Annotated in this window: 11 protein-coding genes, 5 rRNA genes and 3 pseudogenes (1 of these 19 only partly in view); 11 read left to right on the top strand and 8 right to left on the bottom strand. The window is 65.4% G+C overall.

The features are described 5' to 3' along the window. From OG447_RS06045 to OG447_RS06030, 4 genes are all read left to right on the top strand, one after another. Positions 1–1,959: ribosomal RNA gene (locus tag OG447_RS06045) — 23S ribosomal RNA — on the top strand; it begins 1,164 nt to the left of the window's first position. Positions 1,960–2,033: 74 nt separating this feature from the next. Then, positions 2,034–2,150: ribosomal RNA gene (gene rrf / locus OG447_RS06040) — 5S ribosomal RNA — on the top strand. Between the two features lie 119 nt (positions 2,151–2,269). Beyond that, the gene (locus OG447_RS06035; protein WP_266935366.1) at positions 2,270–2,626 is read left to right on the top strand and encodes a hypothetical protein; all 357 of its coding nucleotides are present in this window, start codon (positions 2,270–2,272) and stop codon (positions 2,624–2,626) included. Further along, positions 2,623–2,913 (top strand): hypothetical protein, encoded by a 291-nt coding sequence (locus OG447_RS06030; RefSeq protein WP_266935364.1) that lies wholly within the window; start codon positions 2,623–2,625, stop codon positions 2,911–2,913. Before OG447_RS06035 ends, OG447_RS06030 begins: the two co-directional genes overlap by 4 nt. Before the next feature lie 189 nt (positions 2,914–3,102). On the opposite strand, the pseudogene OG447_RS06025 reads toward OG447_RS06030, so the two are convergent. Then, a pseudogene (locus OG447_RS06025) lies at positions 3,103–3,345 on the bottom strand (transposase family protein); the annotation flags it as partial. Positions 3,346–3,393: 48 nt separating this feature from the next. On the opposite strand from OG447_RS06025, the gene OG447_RS06020 reads away from it, so the two are divergent. Continuing rightward, positions 3,394–3,813, top strand: coding sequence for a hypothetical protein (locus OG447_RS06020; protein WP_266935363.1), 420 nt, complete (start codon positions 3,394–3,396; stop codon positions 3,811–3,813). Between the two features lie 10 nt (positions 3,814–3,823). Here the strand turns inward: OG447_RS06020 and OG447_RS32245 are convergent. Beyond that, positions 3,824–4,974, bottom strand: a pseudogene (locus OG447_RS32245) (transposase); the annotation flags it as partial. Here OG447_RS32245 and OG447_RS05995 point away from each other — a divergent pair. The 5 genes and pseudogenes from OG447_RS05995 to OG447_RS05975 all read left to right on the top strand — a co-directional run. Then, positions 4,946–5,569, top strand: a pseudogene (locus tag OG447_RS05995) (phosphotransferase); the annotation flags it as partial. The pseudogenes OG447_RS32245 and OG447_RS05995 overlap by 29 nt on opposite strands. A gap of 802 nt (positions 5,570–6,371) precedes the next feature. Then, positions 6,372–7,896, top strand: a 16S ribosomal RNA gene (locus OG447_RS05990). Positions 7,897–8,185: 289 nt separating this feature from the next. Beyond that, positions 8,186–11,308, top strand: a 23S ribosomal RNA gene (locus OG447_RS05985). 74 nt (positions 11,309–11,382) lie between these two features. Then, positions 11,383–11,499, top strand: a 5S ribosomal RNA gene (gene rrf, locus OG447_RS05980). The 16S, 23S and 5S rRNA genes sit together here, the layout of an rRNA operon. Positions 11,500–11,693: 194 nt before the next feature. Next, positions 11,694–12,269, top strand: a complete 576-nt coding sequence (locus OG447_RS05975) for a GNAT family N-acetyltransferase (RefSeq protein ID WP_266935357.1) — start codon at positions 11,694–11,696, stop codon at positions 12,267–12,269. A 4-nt stretch (positions 12,270–12,273) separates the two neighbouring features. Here OG447_RS05975 and OG447_RS05970 read toward each other — a convergent pair whose 3' ends face one another. The 6 genes from OG447_RS05970 to OG447_RS05945 form a co-directional block, all read right to left on the bottom strand. Further along, on the bottom strand, positions 12,274–13,791 hold the full coding sequence (locus OG447_RS05970) for a type VI secretion protein (protein ID WP_266935356.1): 1,518 nt from the start codon (positions 13,789–13,791) through the stop codon (positions 12,274–12,276). A gap of 2 nt (positions 13,792–13,793) precedes the next feature. Beyond that, complete coding sequence (locus OG447_RS05965) at positions 13,794–15,215, bottom strand: ATP-binding protein (protein WP_266935355.1); 1,422 nt, start codon at positions 15,213–15,215, stop codon at positions 13,794–13,796. Between the two features lie 19 nt (positions 15,216–15,234). Next, complete coding sequence (locus OG447_RS05960) at positions 15,235–16,797, bottom strand: SCO6880 family protein (protein WP_266935354.1); 1,563 nt, start codon at positions 16,795–16,797, stop codon at positions 15,235–15,237. Continuing rightward, positions 16,794–18,119 (bottom strand): hypothetical protein, encoded by a 1,326-nt coding sequence (locus OG447_RS05955; RefSeq protein WP_266935352.1) that lies wholly within the window; start codon positions 18,117–18,119, stop codon positions 16,794–16,796. The genes OG447_RS05960 and OG447_RS05955 overlap by 4 nt, the downstream gene beginning before the upstream one ends. After that, complete coding sequence (locus OG447_RS05950; protein WP_266935351.1) at positions 18,109–18,945, bottom strand: hypothetical protein; 837 nt, start codon at positions 18,943–18,945, stop codon at positions 18,109–18,111. The genes OG447_RS05955 and OG447_RS05950 overlap by 11 nt, the downstream gene beginning before the upstream one ends. A 99-nt stretch (positions 18,946–19,044) precedes the next feature. Then, the gene (locus tag OG447_RS05945) at positions 19,045–19,353 is read right to left on the bottom strand and encodes a hypothetical protein (protein WP_008742356.1); all 309 of its coding nucleotides are present in this window, start codon (positions 19,351–19,353) and stop codon (positions 19,045–19,047) included. 441 nt (positions 19,354–19,794) lie between these two features. Here OG447_RS05945 and OG447_RS05935 point away from each other — a divergent pair, with 441 nt between their 5' ends. Next, on the top strand, positions 19,795–20,949 hold the full coding sequence (locus OG447_RS05935) for an alpha/beta hydrolase (protein ID WP_323181728.1): 1,155 nt from the start codon (positions 19,795–19,797) through the stop codon (positions 20,947–20,949). The last annotated feature ends 282 nt before the right edge of the window (positions 20,950–21,231 follow it).

Below are 21,231 nucleotides of genomic sequence, written 5' to 3'. Positions count from 1 at the left end.
TGGCTTAGAAGCAGCCACCCTTGAAAGAGTGCGTAATAGCTCACTGGTCAAGTGATTCCGCGCCGACAATGTAGCGGGGCTCAAGCGTACCGCCGAAGTCGTGTCATTGCAGCAATAGGGCCAACGCCCGCTGTGATGGGTAGGGGAGCGTCGTGTGCCGGGTGAAGCAGCAGCGGAAGCTAGTTGTGGACGGTTCACGAGTGAGAATGCAGGCATGAGTAGCGATACACACGTGAGAAACGTGTGCGCCGATTGACTAAGGGTTCCTGGGTCAAGCTGATCTGCCCAGGGTAAGTCGGGACCTAAGGCGAGGCCGACAGGCGTAGTCGATGGACAACCGGTTGATATTCCGGTACCCGCTTTGAAACGCCCAATATCGAATCCTCTAATGCTAAGGCCGTGAAGCCGTTCCGGACCCTTCGGGGAAAGGAAAGTGGTGGAGCCGCCGATCCAAGGTGGTAGTAGGTAAGCGATGGGGTGACGCAGGAAGGTAGTCCAGCCCGGGCGGTGGTAGTCCCGGGGTAAGGGTGTAGGCCGAGGGGTAGGCAAATCCGTCCCTCATTAAGGCTGAGACCTGATGCCGAGCCGATTGTGGTGAAGTGGATGATCCTATGCTGTCGAGAAAAGCCTCTAGCGAGTTTCATGGCGGCCCGTACCCTAAACCGACTCAGGTGGTCAGGTAGAGAATACCGAGGCGTTCGGGTGAACTATGGTTAAGGAACTCGGCAAAATGCCCCCGTAACTTCGGGAGAAGGGGGGCCATCACTGGTGAGAGGACTTGCTCCTTGAGCTGGGGGTGGCCGCAGAGACCAGCGAGAAGCGACTGTTTACTAAAAACACAGGTCCGTGCGAAGCCGTAAGGCGATGTATACGGACTGACGCCTGCCCGGTGCTGGAACGTTAAGGGGACCGGTTAGTCACATTTCGGTGTGGCGAAGCTGAGAACTTAAGCGCCAGTAAACGGCGGTGGTAACTATAACCATCCTAAGGTAGCGAAATTCCTTGTCGGGTAAGTTCCGACCTGCACGAATGGCGTAACGACTTCTCGACTGTCTCAACCATAGGCCCGGTGAAATTGCACTACGAGTAAAGATGCTCGTTTCGCGCAGCAGGACGGAAAGACCCCGGGACCTTTACTATAGTTTGATATTGGTGTTCGGTTCGGCTTGTGTAGGATAGGTGGGAGACTTTGAAGCAGCCACGCCAGTGGTTGTGGAGTCGCCGTTGAAATACCACTCTGGTCGTGCTGGATGTCTAACCTCGGTCCGTGATCCGGATCAGGGACAGTGTCTGATGGGTAGTTTAACTGGGGCGGTTGCCTCCCAAAGGGTAACGGAGGCGCCCAAAGGTTCCCTCAGCCTGGTTGGCAATCAGGTGTTGAGTGTAAGTGCACAAGGGAGCTTGACTGTGAGACCGACGGGTCGAGCAGGGACGAAAGTCGGGACTAGTGATCCGGCGGTGGCTTGTGGAAGCGCCGTCGCTCAACGGATAAAAGGTACCCCGGGGATAACAGGCTGATCTTCCCCAAGAGTCCATATCGACGGGATGGTTTGGCACCTCGATGTCGGCTCGTCGCATCCTGGGGCTGGAGTCGGTCCCAAGGGTTGGGCTGTTCGCCCATTAAAGCGGTACGCGAGCTGGGTTTAGAACGTCGTGAGACAGTTCGGTCCCTATCCGCTGTGCGCGTAGGAATATTGAGAAGGGCTGTCCCTAGTACGAGAGGACCGGGACGGACGAACCTCTGGTGTGCCAGTTGTCCTGCCAAGGGCATGGCTGGTTGGCTACGTTCGGGAGGGATAACCGCTGAAAGCATCTAAGCGGGAAGCCTGCTTCAAGATGAGTATTCCCACCTCCTTGAGAGGGTAAGGCTCCCAGTAGACGACTGGGTTGATAGGCCAGATGTGGAAGCCCGGTAACGGGTGAAGCTGACTGGTACTAATAGGCCGAGGGCTTGTCCTCAGTTGCTCGCGTCCACTGTGTTAGTTCTGAAGTAACGAACCGTGTCCATGCCCGGTTGGTTAACTTCATAGTGTTTCGGTGGTCATAGCGTTAGGGAAACGCCCGGTTACATTCCGAACCCGGAAGCTAAGCCTTTCAGCGCCGATGGTACTGCAGGGGGGACCCTGTGGGAGAGTAGGACGCCGCCGAACAATCATTGCGGAAGCCCCGCACCAAACCCTTACGGGTTCGGTGCGGGGCTTTTCTGCGTTCACGAGCCGATGGCCGGGGCCGGCTGGGTATCCTGGCCAGCGTTCCTCTGGAGGACGCGATGACAGCACAGCAGCTGGAAGACGGCGGGCCGCTCATCCCTCAGCCGGCCATGACGCGGGAAGCCCTGCGGGACGCCGTGCGCAGGATCGACATGGCGAACCTCGCCGTGCTCGACAAGGAATGCAACGAGGCGTTCGACCGTGCCGCGGAAACGGGCGCGATCAATCCGCTGCGGTTCTTTCTGATCAAGTGGGCCACCCACGTGGCGATCCACCGCTGGCCGGCCCGGGCGGCCGCGCTCCACGAGGCAGAACGCATCGCGGGAGATCCCGCGGCCACGGAGGCGGAGTTTCGGGCCGCGATGGAGACGAGCAGCCGCATCCTCGCCGAGGCCCAGCGGGAAATCGGTCAGTGAGCCGGCGGGGCGAAGGCGTCGAGAACGACAACGGCTGGGCCTGGGAGTGCGATCCCAGCCGTCTGTGGGTGCTCGGCGACATGCCCGCCGAGCACCAGGCCCTCGTCGGCGCTGTCATGGACGGCCTGGTCGACCTGGCGTCGATGGCGATCGACCCCAAGGACGGCAGCCTCTACGAGGACCCGCACCCGATGCGGCTGCGTACGTACGAGGACGAGCACCTGATGGTCTGGTACCAGACCATCCCGCACCGCAGCCGGGTGTACCTCAAGCGAGTGAACCTCTGAGCGCTTCCCGGGATCAGGGGGCGGCCGTCGACGGTTCCGCGGAGCAGGTGTCCCTGGGGTGCGACGAGAGGCAGAGTGCGGTGGTCGGTTCCCCGGCCACCTTGAGTTCGGTGTGCCAGTGGAACGAGCCGTCGTGGGCGTTCAGTGCGGTCAGGGCTCCGGAGGCTTAGGCCACCTACGGGTTGTCCCGGGCCCGAGGTGGTCGATGATGCGGTCCGCGGCCGACTTGAACACCCCGAACAGTGGGGCGAGTTGGCGCATCGTCAAGTTCGTGCGCCAGTACGCCGCGACCAGCAGTGCCCGGTCCTCCAGCACAAGGCTCCACGGCCGGCCCTTGCGGACCGCGTCTGCACCCTCACGCCGCAGAACCGTCACCAGTTTCCCGAAGGCACGCGGGCTCAGCCCGGTGTACGTCAAGCCGCACGCTCGCAGCCGCTGTGTAGCCTGTCGATCTGTTCGAACGGGATGAGGAGACCGCCGGTGGATGCCGAAGGAACGCATACTGCGATCCAGCTTCCCGAAGGGTCCTGGTGGGACTGGGACGTCGTCGCCTGGGACGGCGGACAGCTCAGGCTCGCCGCCGGCCACGACTTGACCTACCACCACGGCCTGGAACTGATCTTCGGCGATCCGATCTTCGTCAGTTGTCCGTCCGGCTTTCACGATCCGGTCTTCCGATCCCCGTCGCCCGACGAGCTCCTGAAAGTCACTCGTCAGCTCGGAGAGAAGCCGCCCATCGTGGTCGCCTTCGAAGCCGACGCCGGCGGGCAGGAACCGGTCTCGTGTCTCATCGCCGCAGAGCGCCTCGACATCGTCCAGGAAATGGTCCTGCGGTACTGGCGCGAGGATGCAGGCCCCGATCAGCGGTTCGCTCCCTGGGTGACGTCCCCAGGCCAGTAGACGCACTGGGCTATGCGGCCGCTGTGGTGACCTCGGCGGTCGGTGCTGGGAAGGCCAGTGCCTCGTCATATGGATGGCGCTGCTGGAGACAGTGGTAGAGCTGGCCGATCACGCGGTTGAAGAGGTTGCGTTGGGCGGCGGCGTGCCAGTCGGAGTGCTCGGCGCGTCGGCGCCGGTAGTGGGCTTTGGCTCCCCTGGAGGCCGTCAGGGACGCGAAAGCCCAGAGATATCCCGCATGGTTGAGACGGTCGTTCTTCACCCAGCGCCGGGTGATGCTCGACTTCTTCCCCGAAGCTCGGGTGACGGGTGACGGGTGACGGGTGACGGGTGACGGGTGACGGGTGACGGGTGACGGGTGACGGGTAAGGCGCCGGCGTAGGCCTTCAGGCCACGGGCGTCGGCGAACCGGGTGCGGTCGTCTCCGATCTCGGCCAGCACACGGGCACCGAGCTGGGTGCCGAGGCCGGGAAAGCTGAGGATGATCTCCGCGTCTGGATGTTGTGGGAAGACTTCCTCCACCGCCTGGGCGAGCTCGTCTGCGGCGGTGCAGGCGGCCGCGAGCTGGCCCAGGAGAGCGAGCATTTGTCTGCCCAGCGCGTCCTCGACCAGGGGTGGCTGATGGGCCCAGTCCTGGCGGAAGGACTCGAGGAGCCGCTCGGCTTCGGCCTCGATGCCGCGCTTACGGCCAGCTCGTTTTGAGTGTGGCGGTGAGCTGCGGGCGGGTCAGGCGGGCGGCCCTGGTCGGCGTGGGGACCAGGTTGAGGAGCTCGCGGGCCTCCGGGCGGCACAGACCGTTGTCCCACTTGGCGCAAGCCGCCAACGCGGCGGGGTAGTACTCGCGCAGCAGGGAGCGGAGCTGGTTGGCGAGCTGCTGTCGATTCCAGACGGCGTCCTGTTGGGCCCGGGCCAGGACCGCGATGGCGCGGGCCAGGTCGCTGTCGTCGGGCAGGGGCAGGTGGGCGTGCATGTCGGTGCGGAGAATGTTCGCCAGGACGAGGGCGTCGCCGGGGTCGGACTTCTTGCGGGAGACGGCGTGCCGGTCGCGGTATCGGGCGGCGGCTCACGGGTTGATCGTGAACACTGGCCGCTTCCCGGTCCGCAGCACGGCGACTACAGGCCGCGGCTGGTCTCGATCGCGACGGGGATCGGAGGCGAGCCCGCCGACCGCGCCCCCGCTACGCGCGCCACGGAGGCGGCCGTCACCTTGGCCGCCTTCCTGACCGCCCTCCACCGCCCCGCCCCAGACGGGGCGCCCTCAGGCAGAGACCGCGGTGGCCCGCTGGCCGACACCGCCGAACACTTCACCCAAGGGCTCGCCTCGGCCACCGAACTGGGGCTGGTTCGCGACCCGGACGCCGTCCGCGCGGTCTGGGAGGACGCCGCCGCCGCGCCGGACTGGGCAGGCCCAAGACTTTGGCTGCACGGCGACCTGCATCCAGCGAACATCCTGACCACGAACGGCACGTTCTCCGGAGTGATCGACTTCGGCGACCTCTTCGCCGGCGACCCAGCCTGCGACCTCGCCGCAGCTTGGATCCTGCTGCCGGACGGTGCCATCGACCGCTTCCACGAGACGTACCAGCCAAGCCCGGACGCCGCGACCCTACGCCGCGCCCGTGGCTGGGCGGTGCTGCGCGCTCTCGCCGGCATCCACATCGGGAATGCCGGCGTCCACGGCCGCCCTGGAGGCAAGCCCTCCTGGGGCCCACCCGCTCACGCCGCGCTGCAACGCCTCACCGCAACGGTCCACCAGTGATCAAGCATCCCGTCGGGAGGTCAAGGAACAAGCTCAGGGAGCGGCGTACGGCATAGGCGCCACCGGGCTGGAGGCCGTGAGCGTGGTGGACGGTGCTCGTATGGACGACGGACTTCCCGATTCCGGTCGCCGGACCGCCGAACTGATGCTCGTAGAGCACACAGGAGTACGGGAAGAGCCGTCGCAATGTCCCGTGCCGGTACTGCAACGCGACGGCCACGGCGGGGGCTCCGATGGCAGGCAGGATCGCAGGTCAGGCGGGGCGGGCCAGGCCGATTTGGAGGCTCGGGCAGGGGGTTGTAGAGTGGAGCGGTTGCCTCGAACTGGACAGTTCGGCAGCACTCCCTGCACGGAATGCAATTCCATGGCAGGACATCTGTCTCCATTGAGAAATCCGAAGCCGGTGAAAACCGGTGGAGATCTTCTGATAGAGTCGGACTCGCCGGAAAGGGAAACGCGAAAGCGGAAACCTGGAAAGCGAAACCCGCTTCGACCGGGAATCGGACACGAAGGAGTCTGATAGAGTCGGAAACGAAGAACGAAGCCCGGAGGAAAGCCCGAGAGGGTGAGTACAAAGGAAGCGTCCGTTCCTTGAGAACTCAACAGCGTGCCAAAAATCAACGCCAAAAGTTGATACCCCGTCCACTTCGGTGGATGAGGTTCCTTTGAAAAAGACCTGTGAGGCTTCCTTGTGGAGTGCTTGCAGGCAACAAACACAGCGAGGACGTTGTGGTCAGTCGGTCTTATTCCGACCAAGACTGGCCCGCTCTTTCGTGTGTGTGAACCCGATTACGGGTAAACATTCATGGAGAGTTTGATCCTGGCTCAGGACGAACGCTGGCGGCGTGCTTAACACATGCAAGTCGAACGATGAAGCCCTTCGGGGTGGATTAGTGGCGAACGGGTGAGTAACACGTGGGCAATCTGCCCTTCACTCTGGGACAAGCCCTGGAAACGGGGTCTAATACCGGATACCACTCCTGCCTGCATGGGCGGGGGTTGAAAGCTCCGGCGGTGAAGGATGAGCCCGCGGCCTATCAGCTTGTTGGTGGGGTAATGGCCCACCAAGGCGACGACGGGTAGCCGGCCTGAGAGGGCGACCGGCCACACTGGGACTGAGACACGGCCCAGACTCCTACGGGAGGCAGCAGTGGGGAATATTGCACAATGGGCGAAAGCCTGATGCAGCGACGCCGCGTGAGGGATGACGGCCTTCGGGTTGTAAACCTCTTTCAGCAGGGAAGAAGCGAAAGTGACGGTACCTGCAGAAGAAGCGCCGGCTAACTACGTGCCAGCAGCCGCGGTAATACGTAGGGCGCAAGCGTTGTCCGGAATTATTGGGCGTAAAGAGCTCGTAGGCGGCTTGTCACGTCGGATGTGAAAGCCCGAGGCTTAACCTCGGGTCTGCATTCGATACGGGCTAGCTAGAGTGTGGTAGGGGAGATCGGAATTCCTGGTGTAGCGGTGAAATGCGCAGATATCAGGAGGAACACCGGTGGCGAAGGCGGATCTCTGGGCCATTACTGACGCTGAGGAGCGAAAGCGTGGGGAGCGAACAGGATTAGATACCCTGGTAGTCCACGCCGTAAACGTTGGGAACTAGGTGTTGGCGACATTCCACGTCGTCGGTGCCGCAGCTAACGCATTAAGTTCCCCGCCTGGGGAGTACGGCCGCAAGGCTAAAACTCAAAGGAATTGACGGGGGCCCGCACAAGCAGCGGAGCATGTGGCTTAATTCGACGCAACGCGAAGAACCTTACCAAGGCTTGACATATACCGGAAAGCATTAGAGATAGTGCCCCCCTTGTGGTCGGTATACAGGTGGTGCATGGCTGTCGTCAGCTCGTGTCGTGAGATGTTGGGTTAAGTCCCGCAACGAGCGCAACCCTTGTCCTGTGTTGCCAGCATGCCCTTCGGGGTGATGGGGACTCACAGGAGACCGCCGGGGTCAACTCGGAGGAAGGTGGGGACGACGTCAAGTCATCATGCCCCTTATGTCTTGGGCTGCACACGTGCTACAATGGCCGGTACAATGAGCTGCGATACCGTGAGGTGGAGCGAATCTCAAAAAGCCGGTCTCAGTTCGGATTGGGGTCTGCAACTCGACCCCATGAAGTCGGAGTTGCTAGTAATCGCAGATCAGCATTGCTGCGGTGAATACGTTCCCGGGCCTTGTACACACCGCCCGTCACGTCACGAAAGTCGGTAACACCCGAAGCCGGTGGCCCAACCCGTAAGGGAGGGAGCTGTCGAAGGTGGGACTGGCGATTGGGACGAAGTCGTAACAAGGTAGCCGTACCGGAAGGTGCGGCTGGATCACCTCCTTTCTAAGGAGCACAGTACCGATTGCAGACAAATGTTCTGCACGGTCAGCTCATGGGTGGAACGTTGATTATTTGGCGCCAGACGATCTGATGGTTCTCGAGTACTGCTTCGGCGTGGAAAGAGAGTTCGGAGGACGGCTGGTGCCTGGCACGTTGTTGGGTATCTGAAGGTACGGCCGTAAAGGTTGTGTCTTCGCGATGCCGGCCCCAGTGAACTTGTTCCTCTTGGAGGTGCAGGGTGATGGGTGGCTGGTCGTTGCTTGAGAACTACACAGTGGACGCGAGCATCTGTGGCCAAGTTTTTAAGGGCACACGGTGGATGCCTTGGCACCAGGAACCGATGAAGGACGTGAGAGGCCGCGATAGGCCCCGGGGAGCTGCCAACTGAGCTTTGATCCGGGGGTGTCCGAATGGGGAAACCCGGCAGTCGTCATGGGCTGTCACCCACTGCTGAACACATAGGCAGTGTGGAGGGAACGAGGGGAAGTGAAACATCTCAGTACCCTCAGGAAGAGAAAACAACCGTGATTCCGGGAGTAGTGGCGAGCGAAACCGGATGAGGCCAAACCATATGCGTGTGATACCCGGCAGGGGTTGCGCATGCGGGGTTGTGGGAATTCTTTTGATCGGTCTGCCGGCCGGTCGGCGAGTCAGAAACCGTTGATGTAGTCGAAGGACATGCGAAAGGTCCGGCGTAGAGGGTAAGACCCCCGTAGACGAAACATCAGCGGCTTGCTTAAGAATCTCCCAAGTAGCACGGGGCCCGAGAAATCCCGTGTGAATCTGGCGGGACCACCCGCTAAGCCTAAATATTCCCTGGTGACCGATAGCGGATAGTACCGTGAGGGAATGGTGAAAAGTACCGCGGGAGCGGAGTGAAATAGTACCTGAAACCGTGTGCCTACAAGCCGTGGGAGCGTCGCTCATTGGGTTTACCCAATGGGTCGTGACTGCGTGCCTTTTGAAGAATGAGCCTGCGAGTTAGCGGTGTGTAGCGAGGTTAACCCGTGTGGGGAAGCCGTAGCGAAAGCGAGTCCGAATAGGGCGATTGAGTTGCACGCTCTAGACCCGAAGCGGAGTGATCTAGCCATGGGCAGGTTGAAGCGGAGGTAAGACTTCGTGGAGGACCGAACCCACCAGGGTTGAAAACCTGGGGGATGACCTGTGGTTAGGGGTGAAAGGCCAATCAAACTCCGTGATAGCTGGTTCTCCCCGAAATGCATTTAGGTGCAGCGTCGTGTGTTTCTTGCCGGAGGTAGAGCACTGGATAGGCGATGGGCCCTACCGGGTTACTGACCTTAGCCAAACTCCGAATGCCGGTAAGTGAGAGCACGGCAGTGAGACTGTGGGGGATAAGCTCCATGGTCGAGAGGGAAACAGCCCAGAGCATCGACTAAGGCCCCTAAGCGTACGCTAAGTGGGAAAGGATGTGGAGTCGCAGAGACAACCAGGAGGTTGGCTTAGAAGCAGCCACCCTTGAAAGAGTGCGTAATAGCTCACTGGTCAAGTGATTCCGCGCCGACAATGTAGCGGGGCTCAAGCGTACCGCCGAAGTCGTGTCATTGCAGCAATAGGGCCAACGCCCGCTGTGATGGGTAGGGGAGCGTCGTGTGCCGGGTGAAGCAGCAGCGGAAGCTAGTTGTGGACGGTTCACGAGTGAGAATGCAGGCATGAGTAGCGATACACACGTGAGAAACGTGTGCGCCGATTGACTAAGGGTTCCTGGGTCAAGCTGATCTGCCCAGGGTAAGTCGGGACCTAAGGCGAGGCCGACAGGCGTAGTCGATGGACAACCGGTTGATATTCCGGTACCCGCTTTGAAACGCCCAATATCGAATCCTCTAATGCTAAGGCCGTGAAGCCGTTCCGGACCCTTCGGGGAAAGGAAAGTGGTGGAGCCGCCGATCCAAGGTGGTAGTAGGTAAGCGATGGGGTGACGCAGGAAGGTAGTCCAGCCCGGGCGGTGGTAGTCCCGGGGTAAGGGTGTAGGCCGAGGGGTAGGCAAATCCGTCCCTCATTAAGGCTGAGACCTGATGCCGAGCCGATTGTGGTGAAGTGGATGATCCTATGCTGTCGAGAAAAGCCTCTAGCGAGTTTCATGGCGGCCCGTACCCTAAACCGACTCAGGTGGTCAGGTAGAGAATACCGAGGCGTTCGGGTGAACTATGGTTAAGGAACTCGGCAAAATGCCCCCGTAACTTCGGGAGAAGGGGGGCCATCACTGGTGAGAGGACTTGCTCCTTGAGCTGGGGGTGGCCGCAGAGACCAGCGAGAAGCGACTGTTTACTAAAAACACAGGTCCGTGCGAAGCCGTAAGGCGATGTATACGGACTGACGCCTGCCCGGTGCTGGAACGTTAAGGGGACCGGTTAGTCACATTTCGGTGTGGCGAAGCTGAGAACTTAAGCGCCAGTAAACGGCGGTGGTAACTATAACCATCCTAAGGTAGCGAAATTCCTTGTCGGGTAAGTTCCGACCTGCACGAATGGCGTAACGACTTCTCGACTGTCTCAACCATAGGCCCGGTGAAATTGCACTACGAGTAAAGATGCTCGTTTCGCGCAGCAGGACGGAAAGACCCCGGGACCTTTACTATAGTTTGATATTGGTGTTCGGTTCGGCTTGTGTAGGATAGGTGGGAGACTTTGAAGCAGCCACGCCAGTGGTTGTGGAGTCGCCGTTGAAATACCACTCTGGTCGTGCTGGATGTCTAACCTCGGTCCGTGATCCGGATCAGGGACAGTGTCTGATGGGTAGTTTAACTGGGGCGGTTGCCTCCCAAAGGGTAACGGAGGCGCCCAAAGGTTCCCTCAGCCTGGTTGGCAATCAGGTGTTGAGTGTAAGTGCACAAGGGAGCTTGACTGTGAGACCGACGGGTCGAGCAGGGACGAAAGTCGGGACTAGTGATCCGGCGGTGGCTTGTGGAAGCGCCGTCGCTCAACGGATAAAAGGTACCCCGGGGATAACAGGCTGATCTTCCCCAAGAGTCCATATCGACGGGATGGTTTGGCACCTCGATGTCGGCTCGTCGCATCCTGGGGCTGGAGTCGGTCCCAAGGGTTGGGCTGTTCGCCCATTAAAGCGGTACGCGAGCTGGGTTTAGAACGTCGTGAGACAGTTCGGTCCCTATCCGCTGTGCGCGTAGGAATATTGAGAAGGGCTGTCCCTAGTACGAGAGGACCGGGACGGACGAACCTCTGGTGTGCCAGTTGTCCTGCCAAGGGCATGGCTGGTTGGCTACGTTCGGGAGGGATAACCGCTGAAAGCATCTAAGCGGGAAGCCTGCTTCAAGATGAGTATTCCCACCTCCTTGAGAGGGTAAGGCTCCCAGTAGACGACTGGGTTGATAGGCCAGATGTGGAAGCCCGGTAACGGGTGAAGCTGACTGGTACTAATAGGCCGAGGGCTTGTCCTCAGTTGCTCGCGTCCACTGTGTTAGTTCTGAAGTAACGAACCGTGTCCATGCCCGGTTGGTTAACTTCATAGTGTTTCGGTGGTCATAGCGTTAGGGAAACGCCCGGTTACATTCCGAACCCGGAAGCTAAGCCTTTCAGCGCCGATGGTACTGCAGGGGGGACCCTGTGGGAGAGTAGGACGCCGCCGAACAATCATTGCGGAAGCCCCGCACCAAACCCTTACGGGTTCGGTGCGGGGCTTTTCTGCGTTCCGGGGCAGAAACGGCAGAAGTAGTGGTCGGTTCCGGAGAGGGCGTGGGTGCGTCGTGGAGGGCCTGTGCATGAAGGCCGGTGCGGGTGAAATGCCGCGGTGTTGATCACGGGTGCTCGCTAGGATCTCGAGCCATGAACACGCACGTGATACGTCCTGTACGAGCCGACGAGTGGGAGAAGGTAAAGGAGCTTCGCATCGCCGCGTTGCGGGATCCGGCGGCGCCGGTCGCGTTCCTGGATACGCGGGAGGCCGCCGAGGGCCGGCCCGACGCCTTTTGGCAGGAGCGGACCGAGGGGGCTTCGCAGGGGCGGTCGGTCCGGCAGTTCATCGCCGAGGCACCGGACGGCACGTGGAACGGGAACGTGGTGGTCCTGGTCGAGGAGGCCGGGGACACGGGGATCTTCGACGAGACCATCGAGGCGCACCAGGGTCACCTGGTGGGGGTGTTCGTACGGGCCGAGCACCGCGGGACGGGGCTGACGGAGGCGCTGTTCGAGGCGGCGCTGGAGTGGGCCTGGTCGCTGGAGGGGCCGGCGCTGGAGCGCGTACGGCTCTTCGTGCACGAGGACAACGCGCGTGCCGCGGCGTTCTACCGGCGGTTCGGTTTCGAGGCGTCGGGCTTCGTCGTGCCCCTGCCGACGGATCCGTCGGCGAAGGAGCTCGAGTACGTGTTTTCCCGGCCGGCCGGCGATACCCCCAGCGACTGACAGGTCAGGGCAGGTCCGCGTCCGGCCAGCGGGTGCGGGCCTGTTCGCGGCTTCGGCACAGGGCCAGCAGGGGGAGCGTCTCGTCGGTGAGGAGTTCCGGGAGCTGGGGGAGCGGGGCGACCGCTGCCACGTCGTCCAGGACCAGCGAGAGTGGTGGGTCGAGCCGACCGTGGGATGACCGTGCGGCCATGCGACGGCCGTGCTCGACCACGTGAGAGGCGAGTGCGGTCAGCAAGGGCATCGCACCCGGGTGGGTACGGGGGTCTTCCAGCGGTTCGCCCACCACGTACAGGCTGCCCCCTTCGCCCAGGAACGAAGCCAGTGTGAGCGAATCCGTTCGGTTCGGATTGCAGGCCTCGCGGATGTGGATCGACGTGAGGCAGGAGAGGGCCCGGGCTGTCAGGTTCTGGGCGAGCTCGCGGCGTTCGGGGTGGGCGGTGAGGGCGCTCTCCAGCTCGCCGGCGGCGCCCGGGGCGGCGTGGGGGTGGGTGCGCAGGATGCGGACGGGGTCCTGGGCGCTGTTGCCCTGGGTCCAGCGGTGCAGCTGCTTGAAGGGGCGGTCGTCCAGGGCAGCCGCCTGGAGCCAGCTGCGCAGGAGCGTTTCCGCGGTGTCGGCGACGGCCGCGTCCATGCGGGCCTGGGGGCGTACGGGGGCCAGCAGGGCGATCGCGCGGGCGGCGGCGGTGTCCCGGTCGGCGCAGCCCTCGGCGGGGTTCCAGTGCATGCGGGCCGGGGTGTCGCACAGGTGGGAGGGGTCGTAGAGGAGGACCGGGCCGAGTTTGGCGCGGGCGTCCTTGGTCTCGGCCCAGAGGGTGGGCGACGAGGTGATGATCAGGGCGGCGCCTTCGGCTTCGCCGATGCGGTGGGCCGCCGCGTGGAAGCGGTCGTTGGGGCCGGCGTACGCGAGGCGGGCCTGTGGGGCGGTGGGGGAGTTCGGCCGGGCGCTGTTGCCGGGGCTCCGCTCCGGACCCCGCGCGTCAAACGCCGGCGGGGCTGGATTTGCCTCGGGGGCCGGTTCGGGGGCTGTGGTGGAGGAGTTCAGCCAGGCGCCGCTGCTGGGGCTCCGTCCCGGACCCCGCGCCTCGAATGCCGGCGGGGCTGGATGTGCCCTGGCTGCGGGTTCGAGGGCCGGTTCAGGGGTCAGTGCGGCCTGTTTGGCGAGGGCGCGGCGGGATTTGGTGCGGGCGATCACGCCGATGGCGAAGACGGTGAGGACGAACAGCACCAGGAGTTGGCTGAGGAACAGGCCCCAGAACAGACCCCAGCCCGAGAGGGCCGCGGGGTCGGTGTCGGGCCAGGCGCCGGGGAGGTCGTGGGGTTGCGCTATCAGGGCGCGGACCGCGTCCGGGGTGCGGGTGAAGGTGACGGTGTCGGGCCAGGCGCCCTTGGTGAACAAGGCGGCGAGGCCCGTTGCCGACCAGACCAGGAGGGCGAGGCCCAGCAGGAAGGCCAGTAGGCCGACCAGCAGGCCGTCCGGGATCCCGCCGCGCGCGGGGGTCTCCGTACGTCGTGCCTCGTGCATGGTCAGGCCACCGTGGTGGCGGAGCCCGGGCCGTTGCCGGCGCGGCTGCGTTCGATGGACAAGGCGCGCTCCTCCGCCTCGAGTTCGGCGGCCAGCAGGTCGTCGGGGAGGCGGCTGGGGGTGGAGGACTCGGTCATGGCGCGGTCGGTGAAGACCAGGGGGCGTTCGGCTTCGGTGATGAGGTGTTTGACCACCTGGACGTTGCCGTTGACGTCCCAGACCGCGATGCCGGGGGTGAGGGTCGGGATGATCTCCACGGCCCATCGGGGCAGGCCCAGGACGCGTCCGGTGGCGCGGGCCTCGTCGGCTTTCTGGGCGTAGATGGTGCGGGTGGAGGCCATCTTGAGGATGGCCGCGGCTTCGCGTGCGGCGGCGCCGTCGACGACGTCGGAGAGGTGGTGGACGACGGCGACGAAGGACAGGCCGAGGCGGCGGCCGAACTTCAGGAGGCGCTGGAACAGCTGGGCGACGAAGGGGCTGTTGATGATGTGCCAGGCCTCTTCGACGAGGAAGATGCGCTTCTTGCGGTCGGGCCGGATCCAGGTGTGTTCCAGCCAGACGCCGACGATCGCCATGAGGATGGGCATGGCGATGGAGTTGCGGTCGATGTGGGAGAGGTCGAAGACGATCAGCGGGGCGTCGAGGTCGATGCCGACGGTGGTCGGGCCGTCGAACATGCCGCGCAGGTCGCCGTCGACGAGGCGGTCGAGGACCAGTGCCACGTCGAGGCCCCAGGCCCGTACATCGTCTATGTCGACGTTCATGGCGAGCGCCGATTCGGCTTCGGGGTGGCGCAGTTGTTCCACGATGTCGGTCAGGACGGGCTGGCGGTCGCGGATGGCGTCGACGACGTAGGCGTGCGCGACCTTGAGGGCGAAGCCGGCGCGCTCGTCGAGGCCGTGGCCCATGGCGACTTCGATGATGGTCCGGAGCAGCGCGAGCTGCCCGGTCGTGGTGATCGACGGGTCGAGGGGGTTGAGGCGGATCCCGTCGTCGTTGGCGGCGATCGGGTCCAGGCGGATGGGGGTTATTCCCAGCTGCTGGGCGATCAGGTTCCACTCGCCGACGCCGTCCTCGCCCTGGGCGTCGAGGACGACGACCTGGCGGTCCTTGAAGCGGAGCTGGCGCAGGACGTAGGTCTTCTCCAGGGCGGACTTGCCGTTTCCGGATTCGCCGAGGACCAGCCAGTGGGGGGCCGGGAGCTGTTGGCCGTACAGCTGGAAGGGGTCGTAGATGTAGCCCTTGCCGCTGTAGACCTCGCGTCCGATGATGACGCCGGAGTCGCCGAGTCCGGGGGCGGCGGTGGGCAGGTAGACGGCCTGCGCCTGCCCGGTGGAGGTGCGTACGGGCAGGCGCGTGGTTTCGACTTTGCCGAAGAGGAAGCTGGTGAAGGCGTCCGTCAGGGCGGACATGGGATCTCGCATGGGCGGCACTTCCCTCCAGCTAGCGTCGGATGCCGGTGGCGAACGGCAAGGTGTTGACGAAGGCGCGGTGGTGCTCGCGGTCGCACCATTCCAGCTTCAGGTAGGACTTGCCGGCGGAGGCGCGGATCGTCCGCTTGTCGCGGGCGAGTGCCTCCGGCGAACGCGAGGACACCGTGATGTACCCGACCAGGTTGACTCCCGCCGCACCGCTGGCGAGATCTTCACCTCTTTGGTCGAGCCGGCCGTGTGCGGCGATGTCGCGGGGGTCGACGGTGCGGTTCATCTTGGCGGCGCGGCTGGCGTCGGCCTCGTCGTTGGTCTTCTCGGTGAGCATGCGCTCGATGGCCACCTCGGTGGGCTCCAGGTCCATGGTGACGGCGACGGTGCGGATCACGTCGGGGGTGTGGACGAGGAGGGGTGCGAGGAAGTTGACCCCGACGGGGGTCATCGGCCACTCCTTCACCCATGCCGTGGCGTGGCACCAGGGGGCGCGGGTGGAGGACTCGCGGGTCTTGGCCTGGAGGAAGGTGGGCTCCACGGCGTCGAGTTCGGCCGGCCAGGCGTTGCGTTTGGTCATGGCCTGGATGTGGTCGATGGGGTGGTCCGGGTCGTACATGGAGTGCACGAGGGAGGAGAGGCGGCCCTGGCCGAGGGGCTGGCGGACGCGGATGTCGGCTTCGGCGAGGCGGGCGCAGATGTCGGTGAGCTCGCGGGCCATGACGATGGCGAGGCCTGCGTCGCGGTCGAGCTTGCGGCCCTTGTGGGGGGTGCCGGCGCGGGCGATGGTGTGGGCTTCGGCGGCGAGTTCGCGCGTGTAGTGCATGCAGGCGACGAGGTAGGCGCGGTGCTGCTCGGAGGAGGTGGAGACCATCGACTGGAGCTGGTCGTAGGACTCGCGGAGCCAGCCGGGGGCCTGGGTGTCGCCGCGCTGGGCGACGTCCTTGGCGTGGGCGTCGGGGTCGGCGGGCAGGGTGCGGGCGAGCATCTGGAGGCGGGTGACGAAACCGTCTCCGTTGGCGACGTGCTTGAGGAGGGTGCCGAAGCGGTCGACGAGGGCTTCCTGGTCCTCGCTGTCGCGCAGGCCGACGCCGGGGCCCTCGATCTCGATGGCCGCGGTGACGGTGCGGCGGTCGGCGTGCAGGAGTACGGCGATCTCGTCGGGGCCGAAGGGGGCGGCGAGCCAGTTGATGCGGCCGATGCCGGGGGGCGGGCCGACCTCGACCTCGCGGCCGTCGGAGCCGCGGACGCCTGCTTCGATGGCGCCCGAGCGGTACGTCGTCCCGCGCCGCAGGGTGCGCTTGTAGCTGCGGCTGATCTCGAACCAGCGGTAGAAGGTGCGGCCCTTGTACGGGACGTACACGGCGGCGAGCGCGATCACGGGGATGCCGGCGAGGCTGACGATGCGCAGGGTGAGGTCGGGGACGAGCAGTCCGCTCATCATGCCGAAGAACGCCCCCGCGATGATCAGGGCGATCTCACCGGTCTCGCGGTTCTTGCCGACGATCGCGTTGGGCCGGGCGCGGCCGATGAGATACGTGCGGCGGGGCGCGACCGGGTGCAGCTGGTGGGACTGGGTCGTCAACGCCCGTCACCTCCTGTGTTCCTCGTGCTCGAGCTCGTGCGGGGCGGGGGTGCGGCGGAGGGGACAGATCCGCCGCCGGCGCCGCCGCCGGAGGTGGGGCGGCTGCTGTGGGCGGCCACGCCTCCGGAGATGGGGTTGGCGGGGCGGGGCGCGTTGGTGCCGCCGCCGTCGCCTCCGCGGTGGGCGCCGCGGCTGCTGTGGGTCTTGATGCCCTGCGAGACGAGGGAGGCCGGGGAGCTGATGACGGCGGCTGCCTGGGCGCCGTCGGTGGCCTTGCTGCGGTTGGAGCGGGCGGAGGCGATCTCGTCGCCGAAGCCGGGGACGAATCGGTAGATCATCGCGGAGGCGAAGATCGCCAGGAGGATGATGGCGAGGCCGGTGACGACGGCGGAGAAGGCGTTGGGGCCCTGTTCGCCGGCGAGGGCCCCGGCGAGGCCGAGGACGATGACGATGACCGGTTTCACGAGGATGACGGCGATCATGATGCCGGCCCAGCGGCGGACGTGGCCCCAGAGGTTGCGGTCGACGAGGCCCGCGTAGACGACGACGCCGAGGAGGGCGCCGACGTAGAGGAGGGCGGCCCGGATGAAGAGCTCCAGGTAGAGGATGCCGGCGGCGAGGACGGTGACGAGGGAGACGACGATCAGCATGATCGGGCCGCCGCCGATGTCGTCGCCCTTCTTGAGGGCCTCGGAGAAGGAGCCGAAGAAGACGTCGGTCTGGCCGCCGGTGGCGGAGGCGATGACCTCGGTGACGCCGTCGGTGGCGGAGACGACGGTGTAGAGGATGAGCGGGGTGAAGGCGGAGGCGAGGACCGTGAGCCAGAGGAAGCCGATGGCTTCGGAGAGGGCGGTGGTCAGGGGGACGCCGCGGACGGCTCGTTTGGCGACGGCGAAGAGCCAGAGGACGAGCGTGAGGATGGTGGAGGCGGCGAAGACCACGGCGTACTGCTTGAGGAAGGTGGCGTTGGTGAAGTCGACCTCGGCCGTGCCCTTGACCGCTTCGCTGAGCTTGCCGACGATCCAGGAGGCGGCGTCGGCGCAGCCTTTGGCCAGGGAGGCCAGGGGGTTGAGGGCTTCGGCGGGGGCGTTGGGGGCGAGTCCGGGTGTGGTGGATCCGCCTGCCGAGCCGCGTTCGCAGTACTCCTTGGCAGGCCCTCGGATCAGGTCGCAGGGGTTGTTGCTCGCCTGCGGGCTGGGAGGGGTGCTGGGGGTGGGCGTCGGTGTCGGGGCGGCCACGGCCCGGGTAGCGAGAAGTACAGCCGCGCACTGGACGGCCGCCAAGACGGCCGTGAGTGACAAGCCGCGACGGTCAACGCGCATAGGTGAGACCCCCGAACTGTGATACCGCGGCTGCCATTTCCTCCGCAGAGGCGGCGGACTGGTCTCGTCCGACCGGAGCCGGGCCGTCCTTCTGTGTGAAGTCGGAGACCCGCCAGTCACCGTTGAGCCAACGGAGCTCGAACGTGTTCGTGTACCAGCCCTCCGAGACGGGGTTCTTCGACCCCTCACCCGCAAGGCCGAAGAGTGAGGAGTACCAGACCGAGACGCTCGCGGTGTCGCCGCTGAACTTCTCCACCTTCGTACCGACCGGGTTCGTCCGTGAGATGAACGTCAACCCCTTGGGAGCCTTGCCGTCGGCCTCGAGACCGATACTGCCCAGGAACCCGGGGTCCGAGTAGATCTTGTCGAGGCCGCTCTGCGCCGAGGCGGCCACATCGGGCAAGTACACGGCTTGGACGACGGCTCGTCTGCGCGTAGCGTCGAACATGCCGTCGGAGCCGAGGGCCACCGCGTAGTTGGCGGCCGCCGACTGGGCGCCCTGTTCGTCGTGGGCGAAGCCCTTGGGGATGCCCGCGGCCTTGTCGGTGACCGGGGTCGTGCCCGTGGCTGCCGTGGAGGAGGCTGCCGGGGGTTTGTCCGAGGGCTGGTCCCCGGGGGTGTCCGGGCCCTGGTTCGCGAACGCGATGGCGGCGACCAGGAGGACCACGACGCCGACCACCGTGACCAGGCCGCGGGAGGCGCGGGGGGTGCGGCGGGTGGGGCCGTACGGGTCGGCGGGGGAGTCCGGGAGGCGGGTACGGGTCTGGCCCGTGCCGCCGACCTCGCCGTAGCTTCCGCCGCCGCCGTACTGCTCGTCGTTGCTCATTGCGTGTCCGCCCCCTCCGCGTCGTCCGACGGTAGCGCTGGTTCCCGCGTAGGCGCGGTGTGGTGAGTCCTCATCAGGTACGGCCGTGGTGTGGCCTGGCTAGACGGCCATTCCGTAGACGATCGTGAAGAGGGTGCCGAGGGAGCCGATGATGAAGACGCCCGTGAGGCCGGCGACGATCAGGCCCTTGCCCTGTTCCGCGCTGAAGGTGTCGCGCAGGGCGGTCGCGCCGATGCGCTGCTTGGCCGCGCCCCAGATGGCGATGCCGAGGCAGAGGAGGATCGCTACGGCCATGACCACCTCGATCATGACCTTCGCTTCGTTGCCGAGACTGCCGAACGGCCCCCAGTTCGGGGCGATTCCGCCGATGATGGTGGTAATGTCGCCCTTTTCGGCTGCCAGGATCATGTAACTCACCGCCCCTGTATGGGTAGTTCCGGTACCCCGTGCCCGACGGCAGGGGTCACTCACTATCTTCGCTGATGAAACTGCCGCCGTCGTCGACTTGACGGCTCTCTTTACCCGATATCCCGGCCCACGCCCCGCCTTCGCGCCCTGACCTGGGCATGGGCGGTGTGTATGCGAAAGAACGTATGGTCACTCTGTGTATCACGAGGGGTGACGCCGGGCAATGATTGTCGTCTCGGCGTACGGGGGGTGGGGCTGCGGGCCGCCGTTCGGCGTAGCGGGCTCGCGTGTCGTTGGGCTGACTCGCCCATATTTGTCCGACATTCTGTCAGTTGTTGCGTCCGTACGTGTGGTTGTGGGGGTACTTCGGGTTCTGGGCTGTGGTTGGGGGGTGTCTGGTCGCCTGGGTGCGTTGTCAGTGGGGTCCGGCAGGCTGGGGAGATGACGACGACTCCGTGGAGCCTTGCCGACATCGAGGCGGCCATCCGGGCGGGATGGTCGGCCGAGACCTGCGAGCCGGCCGACATCTCGCGGATTCCCTGGACGGCCGAGAATCCGGCCTGGGGCCAGTGCGACATCACCGCCGTGGTCGTGCAGGACATCGTGGGTGGGGAGCTGGTGCTCGGTGAGGTGTTCGTCGACGGCCGGCACGAGGGCTACCACTGGTGGAACCTGCTGCCCGGGGGGATCCGGATCGACCTGACGCGCGAGCAGTTCCGGCGGGGCGAGACGGTGACGCCGGGGCGGGTCGTGAAGAGGCCGCCGGGGCGGCTGCCGAGGCGCTGGGAGGAGTACCAGCTGCTGCGCCGGCGGGTCATCGACAAGCTGGGGCCGTTGCCGGGGGTGGTCGTGACGGAGGACGGGCGGCGGCTCGCGTACACCGATTTCGGCGGGCCGGGTGCGCCGCTGCTCGCGCTGCACGGGCACTTCCAGGACGGGAGGACCTTCGAGCGGCTGGCCCGGGAGGTGGGGCCGCGGTGGCGGGTGATCACCCTGGACCAGCGGGGGCACGGGGAGTCGGACCGGGCCGGGGAGTACACGCGGGAGGGGTACGTGGCGGACGCGGCGGCCGTTCTGGAGCAGCTGGGGCTCGGGCCCGCGGTGGTACTGGGGCACGGGCTGGGCGGGGTCACCGCGTACCAGCTGGCGGCGCGGCGGCCCGATCTGGTGCGGGCGGTGGTGGTCGAGGACATCGGGGCGGTGGTCGAGGGCGACCTGTCGTTCGCGCTGGGGTGGCCGAGGCGGGCCGGTACCCGGGACGGGTTCCTGGCGGGGGTCGGGAGTTCGGCGCCGGACCTGGAGGGGTCGGTGCGGGAGTACGCGGACGGGTGGGGGGCCGCGTGCGCGGTGGAGGACGTGGTGGAGTCCCAGCGGGGGCTGAACGGGGACCACTGGGGGGACTGGCTGGCGGTGCGGTCGCCGACGCTGCTGGTGCGGGGGGATCGGAGCGGGGTGCTGTCGGCGGAGCACGCGCGGGAGATGACCTTGCGGAGGGCGGGGGTGCGGATGGTTGAGCTGCCGGCGGGGCATGCGGTGCGGGTGGGGGATGCGGAGGGGTTTTTCGCTGCCGTGCGGGGGTTTTTGGCGCGGGTGTAGCTTCCCGGGCTCGGGCGGGGCCGGGGTCCGGGGGGCTCGGCCGAGTTTTGGCCTGGGCCGGGTCGGGGGTGCGTGGGTGCGGGTCGTTGCTGGGGCTCCGCCCCAGGCCCCGCGCCTTAAGCGCCGGCGGGGCTGGGTTTGGCTCCGGCGGGGCTGGGTTTGGCCGCGGCGGGGTTGGGTTTCGTCGGCCCGGGTCCAGCCGGGCTTGGCCTGGGCTGGGCCGGGGTGCGTGGGTGCGGGTTGTTGCTGGGGCTCTGCCCCAGGCCCCGCGCCTCAAGCGCC

The organism is Streptomyces sp. NBC_01408 (assembly GCF_026340255.1).
In the GTDB taxonomy this organism is placed as follows: domain Bacteria; phylum Actinomycetota; class Actinomycetes; order Streptomycetales; family Streptomycetaceae; genus Streptomyces.
This window is presented reverse-complemented; position numbering and strand designations above follow the sequence as displayed.